The organism is Pyramidobacter piscolens W5455, assembly GCF_000177335.1.
Lineage (GTDB): Bacteria > Synergistota > Synergistia > Synergistales > Dethiosulfovibrionaceae > Pyramidobacter > Pyramidobacter piscolens.
In genome coordinates, this window is the sequence record NZ_ADFP01000044.1 from 19,704 (window position 1) to 37,387 (window position 17,684).

The window sequence follows — 17,684 nt, forward strand, 5'->3', positions numbered from 1 at the left end:
TTGATCTTCATTGAAAATCAACATCAGTAGGGGATCGGGGCGGAAACGAGCGTGAAGATGCGGAGAAAAACGGAAAAACGGGAGACGAACGGAATGTTCCACGTGGAACATTCCGCATGAAAAAAGCCTGTCGATCGCGTATCGCGCGACCGACAGGCTTTTTGTTATAAAGCGCGCTGACTGAAAAGCGTGGTCCGGTTTTGGGGAAAATCGCAAAAACAAGCGGACGCCCTTTTTCAATGAGGTCCCCTGATCGAAAAGCGGTGCTACATCGAGCGTTCGTTTTCTTCGCGTGCTGCGGCGGCCTGCAGCACTTCCGGCGAATTTTCCTTGACGCCGTGTTTTTCCGCATACCCCGTAAGAATCAACGTCAACGCGCCGTCGCCGGTGACGTTGCACGCCGTGCCGAAGGAATCCTGCAATGCAAAAATCGTGAGCATCAGCGCCGTTCCCGTGTCGTCGAAGCCGATCACGCTCGTGATCAGTCCAAGGGACGCCATGACAGTGCCGCCGGGCACGCCGGGAGCGCCGATCGCGAAAACGCCGAGGAGCAGGCAGAAAAGGATCATCTTTTCAACTGAAGGGAATCCTCCGTAAAGCATTTTGGAAACGGCCATCACGAAGAACGTTTCCGTCAGTACGGAACCGCAGAGATGGATGTTGGCAAAAAGCGGAATGCCGAAGCTCACCAGATCGTCTCTTAAAGGAGGCTCGGACTTCTGCGCGCACTTCAGCGCCACCGAGAGCGTCGCCGCGGAAGACATCGTGCCGATCGCGGTCATGTACGCAGGCCCGTAGTTCTTGACGATGTCCAGCGGATTCTTTCCGGAATAGGCGCCGGCGATGGAATACAACAGCGTCAGCCAGATATAGTGGCCGATGATGACAAGGACGATGATGATCAGGAAGATCGGCAGCTGCTTGGTAATGCTCCCCTCATAGGAAAGCGTGCAGAAGGTCGTTCCGATCAGGACCGGAAGCAACGGGATGACGAATTTGGTGACGATGCTCAGGACGATCGCCTGGAACTCCTCCAGGACATTCGTAATGTACTTGCTGGAATTCCACGCCGCCGCCAGACCCACCAGAACCGAGAAGAACAGCGCGGACATGACGGACATGATCTGCGGGATGTTCAACGTAAACACGGGCTGCGGCAAGGCTTTGAGACCGTCTACGTTGGGGCTGATGGAGAGATGCGGCAGGATTATGTAACCGCTGCCGGTGGCGAAAAACGCGGCGCCGATGGAGGAAACGTAGGCGAGGCAAATGGCAAGCAGCAGCATTTTGGAGGCGTTGCCGCCGAGCCGCGTGATCGAAGGGGCGATAAATCCGATGATGATGAGAGGAACGCAGAAATTGATAAACTGAGCGACGACGTACTTTACGCAGACGATAACGTTGAGAACGACTCCGCTGAGCGGACTCGTATCGGTGACGTGAAGCGCCAGCCCCAAAACGATGCCGACTGCCAACGCGCAGATCAGTTTGAACGGCAGGGTGTGAACGAAGCCTTTCTTCTCCATTTTTCGTGCCCTCCTGGAATTTAAATTTAATTATACTGGTTATTATTGATTATTGCAGAAATGAAGATAAATTGCAACGCCGAATTTCTTGGATTTTGGCGTTTTTATGGTCGGCATGTGCGTTCGCCCTGTCCTTTCGCCGCTTCTCCGCGGTTGATTTGTTCGCGGTCTTATAACCGTTTCTTGATCAAAAAGCCGAATACGAGGGCGCTGCGAGGGAGTTCAGTCGCTCAGGACTGCCCCGCAGCGCCCAGAAAACTATGTTAACACTTTCTATCAAGAATTAGTATTATTGATGCGTGCCGTCGGCGCTGTAAATATCGCGGTAGCGGGGCATGGCGGCGATCGCTCCCTGCTTTTCGCAGACGCGGGCGGCGACGGCCGACGCGCTGGAGCCGACCCAGCGCGCCTGTTCGGCGGTCAGCTCGTCCCAGGCGGTGGCGTCGGGCAGGCTGAAGAGGCCGCGCAGCAATCCGGCGGCGTAGCCGTCGCCGCAGCCGGTCGTGTCGGCAACGGCGACGGAGTAAGCGAAGAGACGTTCGCAGACCTGTCCCGAAGCGATCAGCGAACCCTGCACGCCGGCGGTGAGCACGGTGAGCGCGCCGCGGCGGGCTTGGTGCATGGCGGCGAAGCTGTCGTTGACGTCCTCGCCGGGGAAGAACCATTCGATATCGTCGCGGCTGAACTTGACGAGCTGCGGGCGGATCATGAATTTCAACGCCCGTTCGCAGAACGCCGTCTTGTCGGCGATCAGCGCGGGACGGACGTTGAGGTCGAACGACACGGGGACGGCGGCGTCGTAAAATTTTTCCGCCAGCCGCTCCTGCGCGGACGCGCCCGGTTCGGAGGCGAGCATGACGCCGCCGCAGTGCAGGCCGCTGAAGTCGTTCGGATCGATCTCTTCCACGTCGTCCGGCGTCACGGCTTCGTCGGCGCAGCCCGCGCGGCGGAAGGCGAAAATCGGCTGTCCCTTCGCGTCGAGGCGCACTTCCGCGGCGGCAGTGGCGCGGTCTTTTTTGTAGAAGGCGAAGCGGTGAGCGATGTGTTCGCGGTTCAGCAGGCGCAGCAGGGCGCGCCCTTCCTCGTCGCCGCCGATGCCGCCGCCGAAAGCCGCCGGCAGGCCGAGACGCGCCGCGCCGACGGCCGCGTTGAGCACGGAGCCGCCGGGCAGCGAGCTTTGCAGTTCGCCCGCGGCGTCGCAAAACTGGTCCATCAGCGCTTCTCCAAAGAACAGAACTGGTTTCATGGTCTTTTTCTCCTTTTTCGCCGCCCGGGCGGCGCGTTCGTTTTCACAAGTCTACCATAGCCGGGCGCCTTTCGGCGAGACGGCCTTGACGCGCCCGGCCGGAACGATGATAATAAAAGCAGGAACCGGGGGCGTCGGCGTATCCGGCTGAGAGGAGACGAAACGGTCTCGACCCTTGGAACCTGATCCGGTTCATACCGGTGCAGGGAAGGTGCGGGGTTTCCCCGTCCCCTGTAAATCTTTTGATTTTACGGGAGGTCTTTTCGATGTATCAACGCAGCAAAACGCAGTCGGTGGTAGAGGCGGCGCTGTGCATTGCGCTGGCGGTGGTGTTCTCGCGGCTGAGGCTGTTCCGTCTGCCTCAGGGCGGTTCGGTGACGCTGGAGATCGTGCCGCTTCTGGTCTACGCGATGCGCTGGGGACTGCTGAAAGGGATCGGCGCTGGCGCCGTGGCCGGCCTTTTGCAGTACGTGATGGGCGGCTACGTGGTTCATCCCGTGCAGGGGCTGCTCGATTATCCGCTGGCCTACGCGGCGCTGGGACTGGCCGCCTTGGGCGGAGAGCACGTCTTCGTAGGCATCCTCGTCGCCGTGGCGGCGCGGATCGTCTGTCACGTGGCGTCGGGCGTGGTGTTCTTCGCGTCCTACGCGCCGGCCGGCACGCATCCGCTGGTCTACTCGCTGCTGTACAACGGCAGCTTCATGGCCGCCAACATGGTGATCGCGCTGATCCTGGTGCCGCTGATTTTGGCGCGGCTGAAAAAATTCTGAGCGATACGGAGGTGCGCCGTCGTGAAAAGGAACCGTTTTCTGGAAGCCGCGCTGGGCGCTCTGCTGGCGCTGGCTTTGGCGGGCGCGCCTGTTCGGGCGTCCGTGGAGAGCGCGCTCGAAGCGTGCCGCGCCGAAAACGGCCTGCTGCCCGACCAGCCCGGCGGCGGCACCTATTCGTCGGAAGTCGTTGTGCGCGAGCTGCGCCTGCGGCTGCTGCAGAATGACCACGAGCGCTTCGAGGCGCTCTACCGCCTGACGGCGAAACACTTCCAGTCGCCGCTGATGCTACTGTACCGCCAGCTGGACGCTTCGCTGAAGCCGGTGGCGTGCGAGAATCTCACCGCGACGGACCTGCAGTTCTGCCGCGTGCTGCTCGACGCGGCGGAGCGATGGAACGAACCGCGCTACCGCGAACGCGCGCTGAAAACGGCCGGGCGTATGCTGCGCTTCAACGTCTACCGCAGCGTGCTGATCAACGGCGCTTCCTGGAAAGAACGGAGATCGGGCATTTTCAGCATTTACGAGCCGAGCCACCGCCTCAGTCTCGGCGCCGTCGACGTGAAAGCGCTGCAGCAGCTGCAAAGTTTTTCTTCCCAATGGGAGCCGGTGGCGCAGCGCTGCCTCGGCATCCTGTTGGCGGGAAGCGGCGCGCAGACGCTGCGTCTGTCCTACGACGTGGACAAGCGCAGCTACGTCGACAGCCAGGACGGTTCTCTCGAGGCGCTGCTGATCATGGCCAATCTTGTGGACGGCGGCCTTGTGCCGCTCCATTCCATGGACCGGCTGGTGGAAAAACTGCGTCTCGAGCCGGAATTTCTCGTGACGGGCGCGCAGGCGTCGCTGGCGGCCGCGTCGCTGGGCGCTTACGTGCTGGCTCAGACGGGACGCGCGGCGGAATCGCGTCAGGTCTTTCTGCTTCTCGAAGAACGTTTCGGCGCCGGCGGGGCGCTGCTGCGCGCCCCCGGTCAGGAGCCCTCGGTCCTGCACAACCTTATGTATCTGATCGTGCGCGAGATCCTCGAGCCGAAAAGAAAAGCGGAGAACCGCTGAACGGGAAGCTTTTCCGAAAAAGAAAAACAAGGGCGGACAGCTGGGGGAATTCGGCCGTCCGCCCTTGTTTTTGCCGCAGAAGACGGTTCGCATGATGGTATAATGGCGAAAAATCGCGGCCGTTCAGGCCGATCTTCGAGGAGTCCGATCATGAAACAGGAACGACACTATCCGCGCTTCGCTGTCACTGTCAAGGCGGAACGCAGCGTCAAAAGCGGGCATCCGTGGGTCTACGGCGAAGAAGTCGCGGACGTTCGGGGGCAGTACGCTCCCGGCGACCTTGTGGACGTGGTGAGCCGCGGCGGGGCGTACCTCGGCACGGGATTCGTCAACGACCATTCCAAGATCCGCGTGCGCCTTATCTCCGCCAACGCCAACGACCGCTTCGACGCCGCCTTTTTCGAGCGCCGCCTGCGCTACGCGCTGAACTACCGTAAAGCGGTGATGGGCGGTCAGTACGACTGCTGCCGCCTGCTCTTCGGCGACGCCGACGGCTTTCCCGGTCTGACCGTGGACCGCTTCGGCGACGTGCTCGTGGCCGAAGTGCTGTCGCTCGGCATGGACAAGTTGAAAGAGTTGCTGTTTCCCATGCTGGTGCGGCTGCTGCGCGAGGACGGGCAGGAAATCAGCGGCCTGTACGAGCGCAACGACGCCGCCATCCGCGATCTCGAGGGGCTGCCGCGGCACAGCGGCGAGTTCGCCATGGACGGCTGCTCGCTGGCGGGGCGGCGCACGGCGCGCATCTGCGAGAACGGCGTGCTCTACGACGTCAATTTCGTGGAGGGGCAGAAGACGGGCTTCTTCCTCGACCAGAAGTTCAACCGCGCCGCGGCGGCCCGCTTGTGCGCCGGTCTGGACGTGCTGGACTGTTTCACCCACACCGGCTCGTTCGCGCTCAACGCCGTCAGGGGCGGCGCGGCGCACGTCACCGCCGTGGACGTCTCCGCAGGCGCTCTGGAGATGGCGCGCCACAACGCCGCGCTGAACGGCTGTCTCGGAAAGATGGACTTTATCGCCGCCGACGTCTTCGACCTCCTGAGCGATATGGCTTCCCGCGGCCGCGGCGAGTACGGCATGATCATTCTCGACCCGCCCGCGTTCGCCAAATCGCGCCGCAGCGTGCGCGACGCCGCCCGCGGCTACAAGGAGATCAACCTCAAGGCCATGAAGCTGCTGCCCCGCGGCGGTTATCTCGCGACGGCTTCGTGCTCGCACTTCATGACCGGCGATCTGTTCCGGCAGACGCTCGCCGCCGCGGCCGCCGACGCCAAGGTCAGCCTGCGCCAGATCGAGGCCCGCGGCCAATCCCCCGACCACCCGGTCCTGTGGGGCGTGCCGGAGACCGAGTACCTCAAGTTCTATCTGTTCCAGGTGGTATAAGGTCAGTATCGGAGGGGGAAAGACATGGCGATTCCAAAAATCATCCATTACTGCTGGTTTGGCGAAAAGGAATTCCCGGCGCTGGGACGCCGGTGTCTTGCCTCGTGGAAAAAATTTCTGCCCGATTACAGGATCGTGCTTTGGAACGAGCTGAATTTTGACCTTTCCGCGTTTTGTTTTACACGGGAAGCGGCGGCCATGAAAAAATGGGCCTTCGTCTCGGATTTCCTGAGGCTTTACGCTCTGTACCGCCGGGGCGGGGTTTATCTGGACAGCGACGTCGAGGTGCTGAAGCCGCTCGATGGCTTCTTGCGGCACCGCGCTTTTACCGGATTCGAGCGTCCCGGCTGCCCGGTAACCGGGATCATGGGGGCCGAAGCGGGGCACCCGTGGATAAAAGGACTGCTCGCCGACTACTCGCGGAAGCATTTCATCGACGAAAGCGGCGTTCCCGATCTGACTCCGAATACGGAACTGATCACGCGGGACCTTCGGAAACGGTACGGCGTGCTTTTGAACAATCGGAAGCAGTTTCTTGACGACGGCCTGTGTATCTATCCGCAGGAGATCTTTTGCCCGCTGACCCTGAAAGGTGAAAATTACGGAAAAAATTTTGCCGGCGCCTTTACGGTCCACTGGTTCGCGGGAAGCTGGCGTCCGCCGGGCGCCCGGCTGTTGAGCGGGCTGGGGCGGGCGCTGCGGAAGATCCATCTGTACAATGTGATGCGGCGGATTGTGCGCGGGAAAGACGCGTAGTTTTTGTTGGGAAGCGGGTTTTCCCGTCGCGGCGCGGAATCAGCGTTTGTTTTCCCGCGGCGCGGGAGTCGGAGAGAGAAGTCTGGCGTAGAGCGCTTCGTGCATTTTTTGGAGGCGTTCGATGGCATAGTCTTTGACCTTTTCGGAGGCCCGGGCGACATGTTGTCCGCAGGACGCAGGCGCGCTGAAAATGGCGCTGAACGCTCCCGCCAGAGCTTCCGTGTCGCCTACGGGAACAAGCGTGCCGCAGCCGCCGGCGAGCAGGTCGCGTGTGCCGCGGACGTCGGCGCCGATGACCGGCGTCCCCATGGCCATGGCTTCCAGCACCGAGCGGGGCAGGCCTTCGCGTTCCGAAGGCAGCACGGCCGCCGCCGCGCCTTTGAGCAGCGCGGGCACGTCGGCGCGCTGGCCGAGGAAGTGGCAGCGTTTTTCGACGCCGCGGCGGCGGGCCAGCGCTTGCGTTTCCGCAAACAGCGGCCCCTGTCCGGCGAAGGCGAGATGAAGACGCGGGTCCTCGATTCGTGCGAGCGCCCTGACGGCGTCGCGGTGGCGTTTGCCGGGGTTGAACTCCGCGATCATCAGGATATAACGGTCTTCCGGCGTCAGCCGCATCTCCTCGCGCGCGGCGGCAACCTGCGCGTCGTCGACGGCATCGCGGCTGTATTGCGATAGATCGACGCCGATCCCCGGCATCAAGGTGACGTTTTCGCGCGGAACGATGCGGTATTGCAGCGCGGCGTCGTAATCTTCTTCGTTGATGACGATCAAATAGTCTGTCCAGCGCCCGGCGAGCTTTTCGAGGGCGATGAACAGGCCGTTTTTTATTTTTGAGTTCCCCTTGAAGAAATGGAAGCCGTGCGCGGTGTACGCGATTTTGACCTTCCCCGCCGCGCGCAGGCGCCGCAGGGCGAAGCGGGCGACGAACGCCGCCACGGGCGTGTGCACGTGGACGATGTCGTAGCGCTGCTGCGACACCAGTTCCCGCACAAAATCCGGCGCGCGCGCGAAATTACGCGGATCGAGAGGGTTGCGCCCCCAGTCGACGGCGTAAAAACGATCGAAATGCCCCGCCGCGGCGGGAAAAGGATCGCGCACGTTGGCCATCGCGTCGACCTGCCAGCCCTTGGCGCGGAAAGAGTCGCCGTAAGGAAGCAGAAAATCGCGCAACGTTCTCTGGATTGTCGTTACAATAAGAAGTTTTTTCATTGTAAATTCTCGAACGCGTTCAGCGTTTCCACGAGAGATTGCTCGAACGGCACGATATTGTACTCTTCGCATCGACTTAACTCCCGAGCGTAGCAGAGGGATCCGAAGGCTTTGTCGACGGCCGGCGTGAAGCGGCGCAAAAAATGCAGCGCGGGATTGAGAAGTCGCGTGAGAGTGATTTTCCGCCCCTGAAGCGCGCCCAGACAGCGCACCAGATCGGAAGTGCCGACGTACGCTTCGTTTTGCGGGAAGAACGTGCCGGAATCCTCCCGGTCGACGATCAGGCGAAGCTGTTCGCAGAGGTTGCCGATATAGATCATGCTGCGGCGGTTTTCCACTTTGGGGAAAATCGGCAGGCGGCGCGCGCATCCGATCAGCGCGGGAAAGTTCCCCTTGCAGCCCGGGCCGTAAATCAGCGGCGCGCGAACGACGGCGATCTTGAACGCCGGAGCGGCGAGCGCGGCGATTCTCCTTTCGGCTTCCAGCTTCGACCGTCCGTAAACGTTCGTCGGCGCGGGGACGGTCCCGGCCGCGATGATTTTTTCCTTTCCCGGCGGCGCGCTGTCGCCGTAAACGGCGATGCTGCTCATGAAGATGAACTGTCCGACGCCCTCGCGCCGGGCTTTGAGGGCGGTTTCTTCGGCAAGGTCGCGGTTGACGCGCAGATAAAGCTCGTTGGGCCCGGCGGACAGGTGGGCGATCCCCGCGCAGTGAATCAGGGCGTCGTAACCGGCGAAGCTGCGCCGGCGCCACTCCGCGCCGCGCAGGCTGACGAAGTCGGTGCGATAGCGGCCGCCGAACCGTTCCAGCCATCTGGCGAAAGAGCGTCCCACAAAGCTGCGGGCGCCGGCGACGAGGATCTTTTTCATGACGGCCGGTCCTTCGCGCCTTTGATCTTTTCGAGCGCGCGGGGGCGCTTGATCTCCGTCGGCGGCGCGATGACCGTTTCCCCTTCGCCGGCGTCGATGCCGTCGCGGCGCAAGACGGCGGCGACGGTGCGCCAGAGGATCTTGAGGTCGAGCCACAGGCTGAGGCGGTCGACGTATTCGAGATCGTACTGGAGGCGCTTTTCCCAGCTCATGGCGTTGCGCCCGCTGACCTGGGCCAGCCCCGTGAGCCCCGGGCGGACGGAGTGGCGGCGCGCCTCCTCTTCGCCGAAAAGCGGCAAAAAATCGACCAGCAGCGGCCGCGGCCCGACGAGACTCATGTCGCCCTTGAGAACGTTCCACAGCTCGGGCAGTTCGTCGAGGCTCGAACGGCGCAGCTCGCGGCCGAACGGCGTGAGGCGTTCCTGGTCGGGCAGCGGGCGCCCCGAAGCGTCGACGGCCTGGCGCATGGAGCGGAACTTGTAGTTCAGAAAAATCTTTTCGCCGCGTCCGGGGCGCGGCTGAGCGAAGACGACGGGAGAGCCCAGCTCCCGTTTCACCCGCAGCGCGACCCGGATCATCAGCGGGGAAAAAATCAGCAGCGCCACCAACGCCCCGACAATATCCATAAGCCGCTTGAGCGGCAGATAACTTTTTCCGCTGATCAGGATCATGGCCTCGGCCTCCGCGAAGATTTTTTCCATTATATCCCACCGGCCGCGAAATGGGGCGCGTTTCCTCCCCGTCGCGCTTCGTTTTCGCCCGGCTTGATTTCTCCGGCGCTTCCTGTATGATGGTTGGTATTCGCGAAAGAAAGGGGCGAGCGGCGTGAAAGACATTCTCGGAGGGCTGAACGCGGTCCAGCGCGAGGCCGTGACGGCGACGGAAGGCTACGTGCGCGTCATCGCCGGCGCCGGATCGGGCAAGACTCGCGCCCTGTCGCGGCGTTTCGCCTGGCTGGTGAACGGGCTGGGCGTGATGCCGGGGCACATCCTCTGCGTCACCTTCAGCAACAAGTCGGCCAACGAAATGCGCCAGCGCATCCACGCGCTCACCGACGACAACGACACCGGCTACGTCAACACGTTTCACGGCTTCTGCGTCTCCGTCCTGCAGGAGGACAGCCACGCCGTACAGTATCCGAAAAGCTTCATCGTCCTCGACAACTCCGACATCGACGACATCCTCAGGATCATTTACGCCGAGCGCGGCCTGACGCTGCGCGACATGACTTTCGCCGAGGCGCGCGACATGTTCGAGATCCGCAAGCTCTTCAAGGAGCCGCTGTACTGCCGCGACATGATCGCCCTGCCGCTGGAGCGGCTGCGCAAAAAATACGAGGAAGCCGCAGAGCCGGCGGACATTTTGTTTTACGGCTATCTCTATCAGCAGAAGAAATGCTTCGGCCTCGACTACAACGACCTGATCGTTTTCACGCTGCACATCTTCGAGCGCGAGCCGGAGATCCGCCGCAAGTGGCAGCAGCGCCTCGAATATATTATGATCGACGAGTTCCAGGACATCGACGGGCTTCAGTACCGCCTCATGGAAGCCCTTTGCGGCTTCCACAAGAACCTGTTCGTCGTCGGCGACCCCGACCAGACCATCTACACGTGGCGCGGCGCCAGCGTCAGGTACCTGCTCGACTTCGACGCCCGCCACCTGGGCACGCGCACGATCATGATGATGGAGAATTACCGCTCCACGCCGCAGATCCTCGCGGCCGCCAACAGCCTGATCGACGCGAACGAGACGCGCGTCAAAAAGGACCTGCTCCCCGTGCGCGCTCCCGGCGGCCCCGTGCGCTGCTTTCACGGCGAGACGGCGGAGGACGAGGCGCGCTGGATCGCCGCCGAGATCGAAAAACTCCGCGAAGCGGGCGCGCCCTACAAGTCGTGCGCGGTGCTGTACCGCGCCCATTACCTGACGCGCAGCCTGGAAGCGGCGTTTCTGAAGGAGAAGATCCCCTACACGATCTACGCCGGCGTGCAGTTCTACGACCGCGCCGAGATCAAGGACGCGCTCGCCTACCTGCGCCTGGTCGCCTACCGCGACGACCTCTCCTTCCGCCGCGTGGTCAACGCGCCGCGGCGCAACATGGGCGCGCGGCGCATGGCCTTTTTGGAAGAACAGGCGGCGTCTCGCGGCTGCTCGCTGTGGGACGCGCTGACCGCGACGCTGGACGACGAGATCTTCAAGGGCACCCGCGCCGCCGCCTTCGTGAGCCTGATCGAACGGTTTTCCGCCGCCCCGGTTCTGCCCGTCTCGGAAGCGCTGTCCGGCCTCCTTGACGAGAGCGGCTACGAAGCCATGCTGCGCACCGATGGCGCCCAGCAGCGCCTCGACAATCTGGCCGAGCTGAAACAGGCCGTCCACGAGTACGAGACGACCTGCGGCGAGGAAAGCGGCGTCGCCGATTACCTCCGCCACGCGGCGCTGTTCACCGACGGCGACCGCGCCGAGTCGGCCGACACGGTGCGCTTCATGACCGTGCACGCCGCCAAGGGGCTGGAATTTTCCCGCGTGTTCCTGTGCGGCATGAACGAAGGCGTGTTCCCGACGCGCCGCACGCGCACGCTGCAAGCGATGGAGGAAGAGCGCCGCCTCGCCTTCGTCGCCATGACCCGCGCCCGCGACGCCCTCTGCCTGACGGAAGCCGACGGCCGCACGCTCGACGGTTCGCCGCGCTATCCGAGCCGCTTCATCCTCGACATCGACCAGGGACTTTTGCAGTACGTCGCGCCGCCGCGCCCCGGCCTGATCGAAGAGGCCCGCGACCGCATCGCCGAGAGCGAAAGGCAGCTGCGCCGCGACAGCCGGATCGAGGCGCTGCCGCCGGGCACGGCCGTGACGCACCCCGTCTTCGGCCCCGGCGTGATCGTCGAAGCGGACGCGGGCGAACTGTGCTACACGGTGCGCTTCGACCGCCTCGCCACGCCGCGCCGCCTCAGCTTCAAGGCGCCGCTGACGCGATCGTAGCCGGCGCGTTTTTGCGCGCGCCGAAAATGTTCCACGTGGAACATCATCACTTCGGACACGACGCCGCAACGGTTCGTTTTATACGCTCCTCAAGAAATTCGCCCGTTCCGGTTCGCGCGGCCGGAACGGGCGAAATTTTTTTGTGCTCTTTGTTGCGCCGCCGGCGCCGCGCGGTTCATAGTCCGGCGCGGCGGTTTTTCTCTTTTGCGCGGGCGAGCTGCTTTGCCCAGGTTTTGACCGTCTGTTCTTCTCTCTGTCCCACGCTTCGAGCGCGGCGTAATAGCTCCGGCGGTCCTCTTCGTGAACGGTGACGGGCGGGTGCCCGTGCAGTACCAACAGATAATTCATGACGAGACGGCCGGTGCGCCCGTTTCCGTCCGCGAACGGGTGAATGTTCTCGAACCTGGCGTGGAAGCAGGCCGCGGCCGTGAGGGCTTTTTCGCGGATCGGTATTCGTGTTTTGTCCTTACGCCAGCGCCTTGACGGCCTTCAGCAGCTTGTCGTAGTCGATGGAGTTCGTGGCCTCGGGCACCACTTCGACGTAGCGGATCACGTCGTCGCGATCGACCACGAACACGGCGCGGGCCAGCAGGCGCAGTTCCTTGAGCAGCACGCCGTAGGCCGTGCCGAACGAAGCCTCGCGGTGGTCGGAGAGCGTCGCCACCTTGTCGAAGCCCTTGGCGGCGCAGTAGCGCTTCAGCGCGAAGGGCAGATCCATGCTGACATTGAGCACGTACACGTCGCCCAGCTCGGCCGTGTCCTCGTTGAACCACGTGGCCTGCAGATCGCAGACGGGCGTGTCCAGCGACGGCGTGACGGAGAGCACTTTGATCTTGCCCTCGTAATCTTTCAGCGACTTGGGCGCCATGGCCGTATCGACCACGACGAAATCGGGCGCTTTGTCGCCGACTTTCAGCTCCGGCCCGACCAGCGTGAGCGGAGTGCCCTTCATCGTAACGGTGCCTTTTCTTTCCTGCATGCGGATAACCTCCTTAAGATCGACGGTCGCCGGGGCGTTCCCCGGCGGCGGTTGAATTCCGAGCAAAAGACACTTCTTTGCATCTGCGAGTATTTTGACACACAAAGCGAAAAATTGCAAGACCGCGGGAAGCCCAAAAAGCCTCCGCGGAAAAATTGACAGCGGCGGCGGGAACGTTTACACTCTTGCGGGATCATTCAAAGGAGGAATTTTTCATGCCTGAAAACTGGAAGGGCGGCGTCCTGCGGGCGATCGCCGGCGCCGACGGCGGCGCGCCGGCGGCGGCCGTTTACGACGGCGCGGCGGACATGCGGCTTGTCTATAACGGCGGCCGTTTGGTGCCCGCCGGTCTGATGGCGGCGCTGCCGGCGCTGTGGAACCTGTTCGAGCGCGTCGAAGCGGGGGAGTTCGCGCTGGAAGACGCGCTTCCCGGCGCTTCCATGACATGGGAAGAGGCGGCCCGCGCCGTCTGCGGCGGCGGAGTGGAAGCGGCCAATGCGCTGATCGGCGCGCTCGGCACGGAAGCGGTCAACGCCGCGGCCCGGCGCGCCGGCATGGAGCAGACGGAGATCCTCCGTCCGGTAGGGGAAAACGAATCGTTGCGGGGCAACGTCACCTGCGCGGAAGACGCGGCCGGATTCTTCCGCCGCCTGCTGGACCGCGAGGGGCTGCCGGACGCTTCCTGCCGCCGCCTGCTGGCGCTGATGTCGGAATCTCGGAGCGACGACAAGTTCGCTTCCGTGGGAGGGAAATGCTTGGCGCGTTTCGGCGCTTCGTTTCCCGGCAGCGAATACGACGCCGGCGTCCTCTGTCCCGACGGCCAGCGCCCCGTGATCGCCGCGGCGCTGGTCATGCTGCAGCCGGATCGCGAAAAGGGCGAACGCTTCTGCCGCCGCGTCGCCGAAGCCGTCTGCGGCGAGCGCATGCAGGCATAGGGACAAAGGTCAAAACAAAAGCCGTCACGGAGACACGGAGAAAAGCGAAAAACATGGACTATAGAAAAAAAACGAGGAAAGCTGGCAGGAGAACGATCTCCTGCCAGCTTCTTCTTATGTTTTTGCCGCGAAGCGGCAGCCGTCTTTTGCCTTTTCTTTGCGCCTTCGTGTTTCCGCGGCGGCTTTTGTTTACAACAGACGTTCGATGAACAGCTCGCCTTCGCCGCCCGCGGGCAGCTCGCCGGCGTCGAAAGTCCGGCAGAGCACGCCGCCGCGCAGCACGGCGAGTCGGTCGGCGAGGCGGCGCGCCTGGATCAGGCTGTGCGAGACCATTACGATCGGATAACGTTCTTTCAGCGACAGCAGCAGATCTTCGACGACCTCGGCGGCGCGTCGGTCGAGCGACGCGGTCGGCTCGTCCAGCAGCAGCACGTCGGGCTCGAGCGCCAGCGTGCGCGCCAGGCAGAGCCGTTGCTGCTGGCCGCCCGACAGCGCCGCGGCGGGATGATTCAGGCGTCCGGCGACTTCCGCCCACAACCCGACCTGTTCGAGCGCACGTTCCATGCGCCCTTCGGCCTCCGCGCCGCGGACGCCCAGCGTCAGCTGCAAAGGCAGCAGCACGTTGCGCGCGACGCTCAGCGGCAGCGGGTTGGGCGACTGAAAAACCATGCCGGCGCGGCGGCGCAGCTCCGGCAGCGGCAAATCCCCGTCGACGACGGAGCGCAGCCGCCCGCCGATCTTCACCTCGACGCGCCCCGACGTGCGCAGCGCCGGAAAATGCTCGTTGAGACGGTTCAGCGACCGCAGCAGCGTCGTCTTGCCCGAGCCGGAGCGCCCTACCAGCACGGTGATCGCCCGGTCGGGGCATTCCAGCGACAGCCCGTCGAGAATGACCTGCGCCCCGGTGCTGACGTTCAGGTTTTCGATGCGCGCGCACAGATTCATGGGCGCACTCCTTTCCATTTTCGTTCGAGGCTCCTTTGCAGCGCGTGGGCGCACAGCAGCAGCGCCCCCGAGAGGATCAGCAATACCAGCGCCGCGCCGAAACCGCGCCGCAGGTCGCTCTGGTCGGCGTACTGCGCCGAGATGTAGAAGATGAAAAACGGCAGCGCCTCGTACTTGGCCGTCAGCCCGGCGGGCAGCCCGGCGTTGGCGACCGCGCCCGTGACCATGATCACCGCCGTGTCTTCGGCCGCGCGCCCCAGCGCCAGCATCACGCCGCCGAGAATGCCGCGGCCGCCCGCGGGCAGCAGCAGATAGCGCGCCGTCTGCCAAGGCGTCAGCCCCAGCGCTTCCCCCGTCAGGCGCAGACCGTCGGGCAGGCTTTCCAGAACCGTGCGCGTCGTGATCGCCAGCGGCGGCAGCACCAGCAGCGCCAGACAGAACGCCGACAGCAGCAGACACGTGGTGGCCTCGGGCGCGAACAGCCGCCGCAGCAGCAGGATCAGCATGAAGCCGAACAGCCCCATCACGATCGAGGGCACGCCCGCCAGCAGATCGACCGCCAGACTGAGCCAGCGCTTTGCCCGCGGAGCGGCGAAGCACGCCAAGTACACGCCGCAGCCGACGCCGGGAAGCAGCGCCAGCGCCATCGTCAGCGCCAGCAGCGAGAGCGTGCCCGCGGCCGCCGGCCAGATGCCGTCCCACACTGGCCTCTGCCCGAGAAGAGCTGCCAGCGGCGGCGCGTCGCCAAAGAACAGATCCAGCCCCAGCGCCGGACCGCCCCGCAGACACAGGTGCCAGAGCATCGCTCCGATGGCGGTCGGCACGATCAGCGCCGCGCACCACGAGAGGACCGCCAGAGCCCGGCTCCTCATGCGCATTTCTCCTTTTCTGCCTTCAAACGGCGCACCGTCAGACTGGCCGCGGCGCTGAAAAGCAGCAGCAGTCCGCCGGCCGCGAACAGCGAATGGTACGCCTGACCGGTCACGTCCGTCGAAGTGATCAGGCCGATGTGAGCCGCCAGCGTCCGCATCGCCTGCAACGGCGTGCGCGCGTACTGCACCGCGTTGCCGGCCAGCATCGTCGGGATCAGCGTGTCGCCTACGGCGCGGCCGAATCCCAGCGTAGCGGCGCTGAGCAGGGCTCGGCGCGACGCCGGCAGCGCGATCCACGCCAGCGACTGAGCGGGGGAAATCCCCAGCGCCGCCGTCGTCAGCGCCGTACGCTCCTCGACGGCACGGAGCGCGCCGTCGATCACCAGCGTCATCGCCGGCAGGATCTGCAGGCTGAGGACCAGCCCCGCCGACAGCCAGCACAGCCCCGAACCGCCCAGAGAGCGCCGCACCAGCGGCACGAGCAGGAATACCGAGACAAAACCGTACACGACCGTCGGCACCGCCGTCATGAAACGGATCACCGCGCCGAGCGCGCGCGCCGCCCAGCGCGGCGACAGACCGTGCATGAAGCAGGCGCAGCCCACCGACAGACACCACGACAGCGCCAGCGCCGACAGCGACAGAACCAGCGTCGCCCAGATCATCGGCGCGATGCCGTACTGCCCGGCGTCGGGCCGCCACGTGTCGCCCATCAGCGCCGCCGCGTCGCCGCCGAGCGCCGCCTGCAGCGCGCTGACGATGATAAAGCCGAACACCGACGCCATCAGCGCCCCCACGCAGGCCGCCGCGGCCGAGAGCCACAGCGGCGCTCCGTCCTGAGTCATCGAATCATCTTCTTTCGTCGCCCCGCCGCTTTTTCGCGCGCGGAAGCCTTTTCAAGATAAAATACAACAACGCGGGGAAAGCGCCGAGGCTTTCCCCGCGTGGATCGCGCGCCGCGAGAAATTTTCCCGCGTCCGGTTTTATTCGCGGGGCAGGGGGATGTAGCCGCTCTTGCGGATGATTTCGGCCCCCTCGTCGGTGTAGATGTAGTCGATGAACGCCTTCGTCAGGCCCTGCGGCTCGCCCTTCGTGTTCATGAACAGGTCGCGCACCACCGTGTAGGAACCGTTGGCCGCGTTCTCCTGCGTCGCCGTCATGCCGTTCAGCGTCGGTGCTTTCACGGAAGCGTCGATGTGGCCGATGCCCACGTAGCCGATCGCGCGCTCGTCGCCGCCGACGGCCGTCTTCATCGCGCCGTTGGAGTTGACCACGTTCACGCTGGGAGCCAGCCCGCCCTTGCTGATCACCTTGTCGGTGAACACTTCGCGCGTGCCCGAGCCGTCCTCGCGGCCGAACACGTTGATGGCCCCCGCCGCGCCGCCCACTTCCGACCAGTCCTTGACCGTGCCGGCGTAGATCGCCGCCACCTGCTCCTTCGTCAGCGCGGCGACGGGATTGGACGGATTGACCACGACCGCCACGCCGTCGATCGCGAAGGGGAACGTTTTCAGGCCGTACTGGGCGACTTCCTTCTCCTTGAGCGGACGGCCCGTGTTGCCGATGGCGACCAGCCCTTCGCCGACCTGTTTGACGCCCACGCCCGAACCGCCGCCGGCCACGGTGATGCGGATCTCGGGATTGACGCTCATGATGCGCTTGGCCGCTTCCTTCATGACGGGGATGTGCGCCGTGCCGCCGGCGATGTCCATTTTGCCCGACATGCCCTTGAAGGCGTCCAGCGGCGCGGCGACGGCCGCCGAGGCGACGGCGAGAGCCAGCGCGGCGGAAAGGAAAAACTTTTTCACGTTCATTTTTTTTCATCTGCTCCTTTGAAATGAAAATAATCTATACAACCATAAAGAATATCTTAGGCGAAAAAAATCCTTCGTGATACTGCCGAATACCTGAGAACTCAGCGAAAAAATTCGCGCGATTTGCGCTGTTTGTCGTGTATTCCCGAATCCTATCGAGACGCGCTCAATTCATAACTCGGCGCTTCGAAAACAAAACCACCACAGAAGCGCGGTTTTTTTTGTTTGATTGCGCCGAAATGGCTTTATTTTGAAAAAGGAATTTAAAGTTCTCGAATGTTGATTAGTTATAACAGACTAACTATAATGACCATGCGTTAGATCCTGTTTTTGCGACGGGATTTGCTTTTCAAAGAGGCG

The 17,684-nt window shown here is 63.5% G+C and carries 17 protein-coding genes and 1 riboswitch; of the genes, 6 read left to right on the forward strand and 11 right to left on the reverse strand.

Going from position 1 to position 17,684, the window contains the following annotated elements; all coding sequences use genetic code 11:
• Positions 1-266: 266 nt before the first annotated feature.
• Together HMPREF7215_RS03115 and HMPREF7215_RS03120 are read right to left on the reverse strand one after the other, a co-directional pair.
• Positions 267-1,526 (reverse strand): dicarboxylate/amino acid:cation symporter, encoded by a 1,260-nt coding sequence (locus HMPREF7215_RS03115; protein WP_009164188.1) that lies wholly within the window; start codon positions 1,524-1,526, stop codon positions 267-269.
• A gap of 289 nt (positions 1,527-1,815) precedes the next feature.
• Complete coding sequence (locus tag HMPREF7215_RS03120; protein ID WP_009164189.1) at positions 1,816-2,772, reverse strand: PfkB family carbohydrate kinase; 957 nt, start codon at positions 2,770-2,772, stop codon at positions 1,816-1,818.
• Positions 2,773-2,889: 117 nt separating this feature from the next.
• Positions 2,890-2,999: riboswitch (TPP riboswitch) on the forward strand.
• A gap of 39 nt (positions 3,000-3,038) precedes the next feature.
• On the opposite strand from HMPREF7215_RS03120, the gene thiT reads away from it, so the two are divergent.
• The 4 genes from thiT (at position 3,039) to HMPREF7215_RS03140 (ending at position 6,728) form a co-directional block, all read left to right on the forward strand.
• A complete protein-coding gene (thiT, locus tag HMPREF7215_RS03125; RefSeq protein WP_009164191.1) occupies positions 3,039-3,542 on the forward strand; it encodes an energy-coupled thiamine transporter ThiT in 504 nt (167 codons plus the stop codon).
• 21 nt (positions 3,543-3,563) lie between these two features.
• Positions 3,564-4,592: a hypothetical protein gene (locus HMPREF7215_RS03130; RefSeq protein WP_009164192.1), complete on the forward strand. Its 1,029-nt coding sequence runs from the start codon at positions 3,564-3,566 to the stop codon at positions 4,590-4,592.
• Positions 4,593-4,742: 150 nt separating this feature from the next.
• Positions 4,743-5,972 carry a class I SAM-dependent rRNA methyltransferase gene (locus tag HMPREF7215_RS03135; RefSeq protein WP_009164193.1) on the forward strand — a complete coding sequence of 410 codons (1,230 nt, stop codon included), beginning with the start codon at positions 4,743-4,745 and terminating at the stop codon, positions 5,970-5,972.
• A 24-nt stretch (positions 5,973-5,996) separates the two neighbouring features.
• Positions 5,997-6,728 (forward strand): glycosyltransferase family 32 protein, encoded by a 732-nt coding sequence (locus HMPREF7215_RS03140; protein ID WP_009164194.1) that lies wholly within the window; start codon positions 5,997-5,999, stop codon positions 6,726-6,728.
• A gap of 39 nt (positions 6,729-6,767) precedes the next feature.
• Here HMPREF7215_RS03140 and HMPREF7215_RS03145 read toward each other — a convergent pair whose 3' ends face one another.
• From HMPREF7215_RS03145 to HMPREF7215_RS03155, 3 genes are read right to left on the reverse strand one after another with little or no spacing between them, the layout of a single operon-like run.
• On the reverse strand, positions 6,768-7,934 hold the full coding sequence (locus HMPREF7215_RS03145; RefSeq protein ID WP_009164195.1) for a glycosyltransferase family 4 protein: 1,167 nt from the start codon (positions 7,932-7,934) through the stop codon (positions 6,768-6,770).
• Complete coding sequence (locus HMPREF7215_RS03150) at positions 7,931-8,803, reverse strand: NAD-dependent epimerase/dehydratase family protein (RefSeq protein ID WP_009164196.1); 873 nt, start codon at positions 8,801-8,803, stop codon at positions 7,931-7,933. Before HMPREF7215_RS03150 ends, HMPREF7215_RS03145 begins: the two co-directional genes overlap by 4 nt.
• Positions 8,800-9,504, reverse strand: a complete 705-nt coding sequence (locus tag HMPREF7215_RS03155; RefSeq protein ID WP_009164197.1) for a sugar transferase — start codon at positions 9,502-9,504, stop codon at positions 8,800-8,802. The genes HMPREF7215_RS03150 and HMPREF7215_RS03155 overlap by 4 nt, the downstream gene beginning before the upstream one ends.
• Positions 9,505-9,628: 124 nt before the next feature.
• Here HMPREF7215_RS03155 and HMPREF7215_RS03160 point away from each other — a divergent pair, with 124 nt between their 5' ends.
• Complete coding sequence (locus HMPREF7215_RS03160) at positions 9,629-11,779, forward strand: ATP-dependent helicase (RefSeq protein WP_009164198.1); 2,151 nt, start codon at positions 9,629-9,631, stop codon at positions 11,777-11,779.
• Positions 11,780-11,857: 78 nt separating this feature from the next.
• Here HMPREF7215_RS03160 and HMPREF7215_RS12710 read toward each other — a convergent pair whose 3' ends face one another.
• Complete coding sequence (locus tag HMPREF7215_RS12710) at positions 11,858-12,232, reverse strand: Fic family protein (RefSeq protein ID WP_156797410.1); 375 nt, start codon at positions 12,230-12,232, stop codon at positions 11,858-11,860.
• A 13-nt stretch (positions 12,233-12,245) separates the two neighbouring features.
• A complete protein-coding gene (tpx, locus tag HMPREF7215_RS03170) occupies positions 12,246-12,758 on the reverse strand; it encodes a thiol peroxidase (protein WP_009164200.1) in 513 nt (170 codons plus the stop codon).
• Between the two features lie 215 nt (positions 12,759-12,973).
• Here tpx and HMPREF7215_RS03175 point away from each other — a divergent pair, with 215 nt between their 5' ends.
• Positions 12,974-13,693: a serine hydrolase gene (locus tag HMPREF7215_RS03175; RefSeq protein ID WP_009164201.1), complete on the forward strand. Its 720-nt coding sequence runs from the start codon at positions 12,974-12,976 to the stop codon at positions 13,691-13,693.
• A 189-nt stretch (positions 13,694-13,882) separates the two neighbouring features.
• Here the strand turns inward: HMPREF7215_RS03175 and HMPREF7215_RS03180 are convergent, their stop codons facing one another.
• From HMPREF7215_RS03180 to HMPREF7215_RS03195, 4 genes are all read right to left on the reverse strand, one after another.
• Positions 13,883-14,638, reverse strand: coding sequence for a phosphate ABC transporter ATP-binding protein (locus HMPREF7215_RS03180; RefSeq protein ID WP_009164203.1), 756 nt, complete (start codon positions 14,636-14,638; stop codon positions 13,883-13,885).
• Entirely contained in the window at positions 14,635-15,510 is an 876-nt protein-coding gene (locus HMPREF7215_RS03185) for a PstA family ABC transporter permease (RefSeq protein ID WP_009164204.1), read from the reverse strand. Before HMPREF7215_RS03185 ends, HMPREF7215_RS03180 begins: the two co-directional genes overlap by 4 nt.
• The gene (locus HMPREF7215_RS03190; RefSeq protein ID WP_009164205.1) at positions 15,507-16,355 is read right to left on the reverse strand and encodes a PstC family ABC transporter permease; all 849 of its coding nucleotides are present in this window, start codon (positions 16,353-16,355) and stop codon (positions 15,507-15,509) included. Before HMPREF7215_RS03190 ends, HMPREF7215_RS03185 begins: the two co-directional genes overlap by 4 nt.
• Before the next feature lie 138 nt (positions 16,356-16,493).
• Positions 16,494-17,324, reverse strand: coding sequence for a phosphate ABC transporter substrate-binding protein (locus tag HMPREF7215_RS03195; RefSeq protein ID WP_009164206.1), 831 nt, complete (start codon positions 17,322-17,324; stop codon positions 16,494-16,496).
• Positions 17,325-17,684 lie beyond the last annotated feature (360 nt).

Excerpts from the sequence above, each read along its gene's own strand:
- HMPREF7215_RS03135 (WP_009164193.1), top strand. The coding sequence starts at position 4,743 with ATGAAACAGGAACGACACTATCCGCGCTTCGCTGTCACTGTCAAGGCG.
- HMPREF7215_RS03185 (WP_009164204.1), bottom strand. The coding sequence starts at position 15,510 with ATGAGGAGCCGGGCTCTGGCGGTCCTCTCGTGGTGCGCGGCGCTGATC.
- HMPREF7215_RS03140 (WP_009164194.1), top strand. The coding sequence starts at position 5,997 with ATGGCGATTCCAAAAATCATCCATTACTGCTGGTTTGGCGAAAAGGAA.
- HMPREF7215_RS03150 (WP_009164196.1), bottom strand. The coding sequence starts at position 8,803 with ATGAAAAAGATCCTCGTCGCCGGCGCCCGCAGCTTTGTGGGACGCTCT.
- tpx (WP_009164200.1), bottom strand. The coding sequence starts at position 12,758 with ATGCAGGAAAGAAAAGGCACCGTTACGATGAAGGGCACTCCGCTCACG.
- HMPREF7215_RS03155 (WP_009164197.1), bottom strand. The coding sequence starts at position 9,504 with ATGGAAAAAATCTTCGCGGAGGCCGAGGCCATGATCCTGATCAGCGGA.
- thiT (WP_009164191.1), top strand. The coding sequence starts at position 3,039 with ATGTATCAACGCAGCAAAACGCAGTCGGTGGTAGAGGCGGCGCTGTGC.
- HMPREF7215_RS03115 (WP_009164188.1), bottom strand. The coding sequence starts at position 1,526 with ATGGAGAAGAAAGGCTTCGTTCACACCCTGCCGTTCAAACTGATCTGC.
- HMPREF7215_RS03120 (WP_009164189.1), bottom strand. The coding sequence starts at position 2,772 with ATGAAACCAGTTCTGTTCTTTGGAGAAGCGCTGATGGACCAGTTTTGC.
- HMPREF7215_RS03195 (WP_009164206.1), bottom strand. The coding sequence starts at position 17,324 with ATGAACGTGAAAAAGTTTTTCCTTTCCGCCGCGCTGGCTCTCGCCGTC.
- HMPREF7215_RS03190 (WP_009164205.1), bottom strand. The coding sequence starts at position 16,355 with ATGACTCAGGACGGAGCGCCGCTGTGGCTCTCGGCCGCGGCGGCCTGC.
- HMPREF7215_RS03145 (WP_009164195.1), bottom strand. The coding sequence starts at position 7,934 with ATGAAAAAACTTCTTATTGTAACGACAATCCAGAGAACGTTGCGCGAT.
- HMPREF7215_RS03175 (WP_009164201.1), top strand. The coding sequence starts at position 12,974 with ATGCCTGAAAACTGGAAGGGCGGCGTCCTGCGGGCGATCGCCGGCGCC.
- HMPREF7215_RS03180 (WP_009164203.1), bottom strand. The coding sequence starts at position 14,638 with ATGAATCTGTGCGCGCGCATCGAAAACCTGAACGTCAGCACCGGGGCG.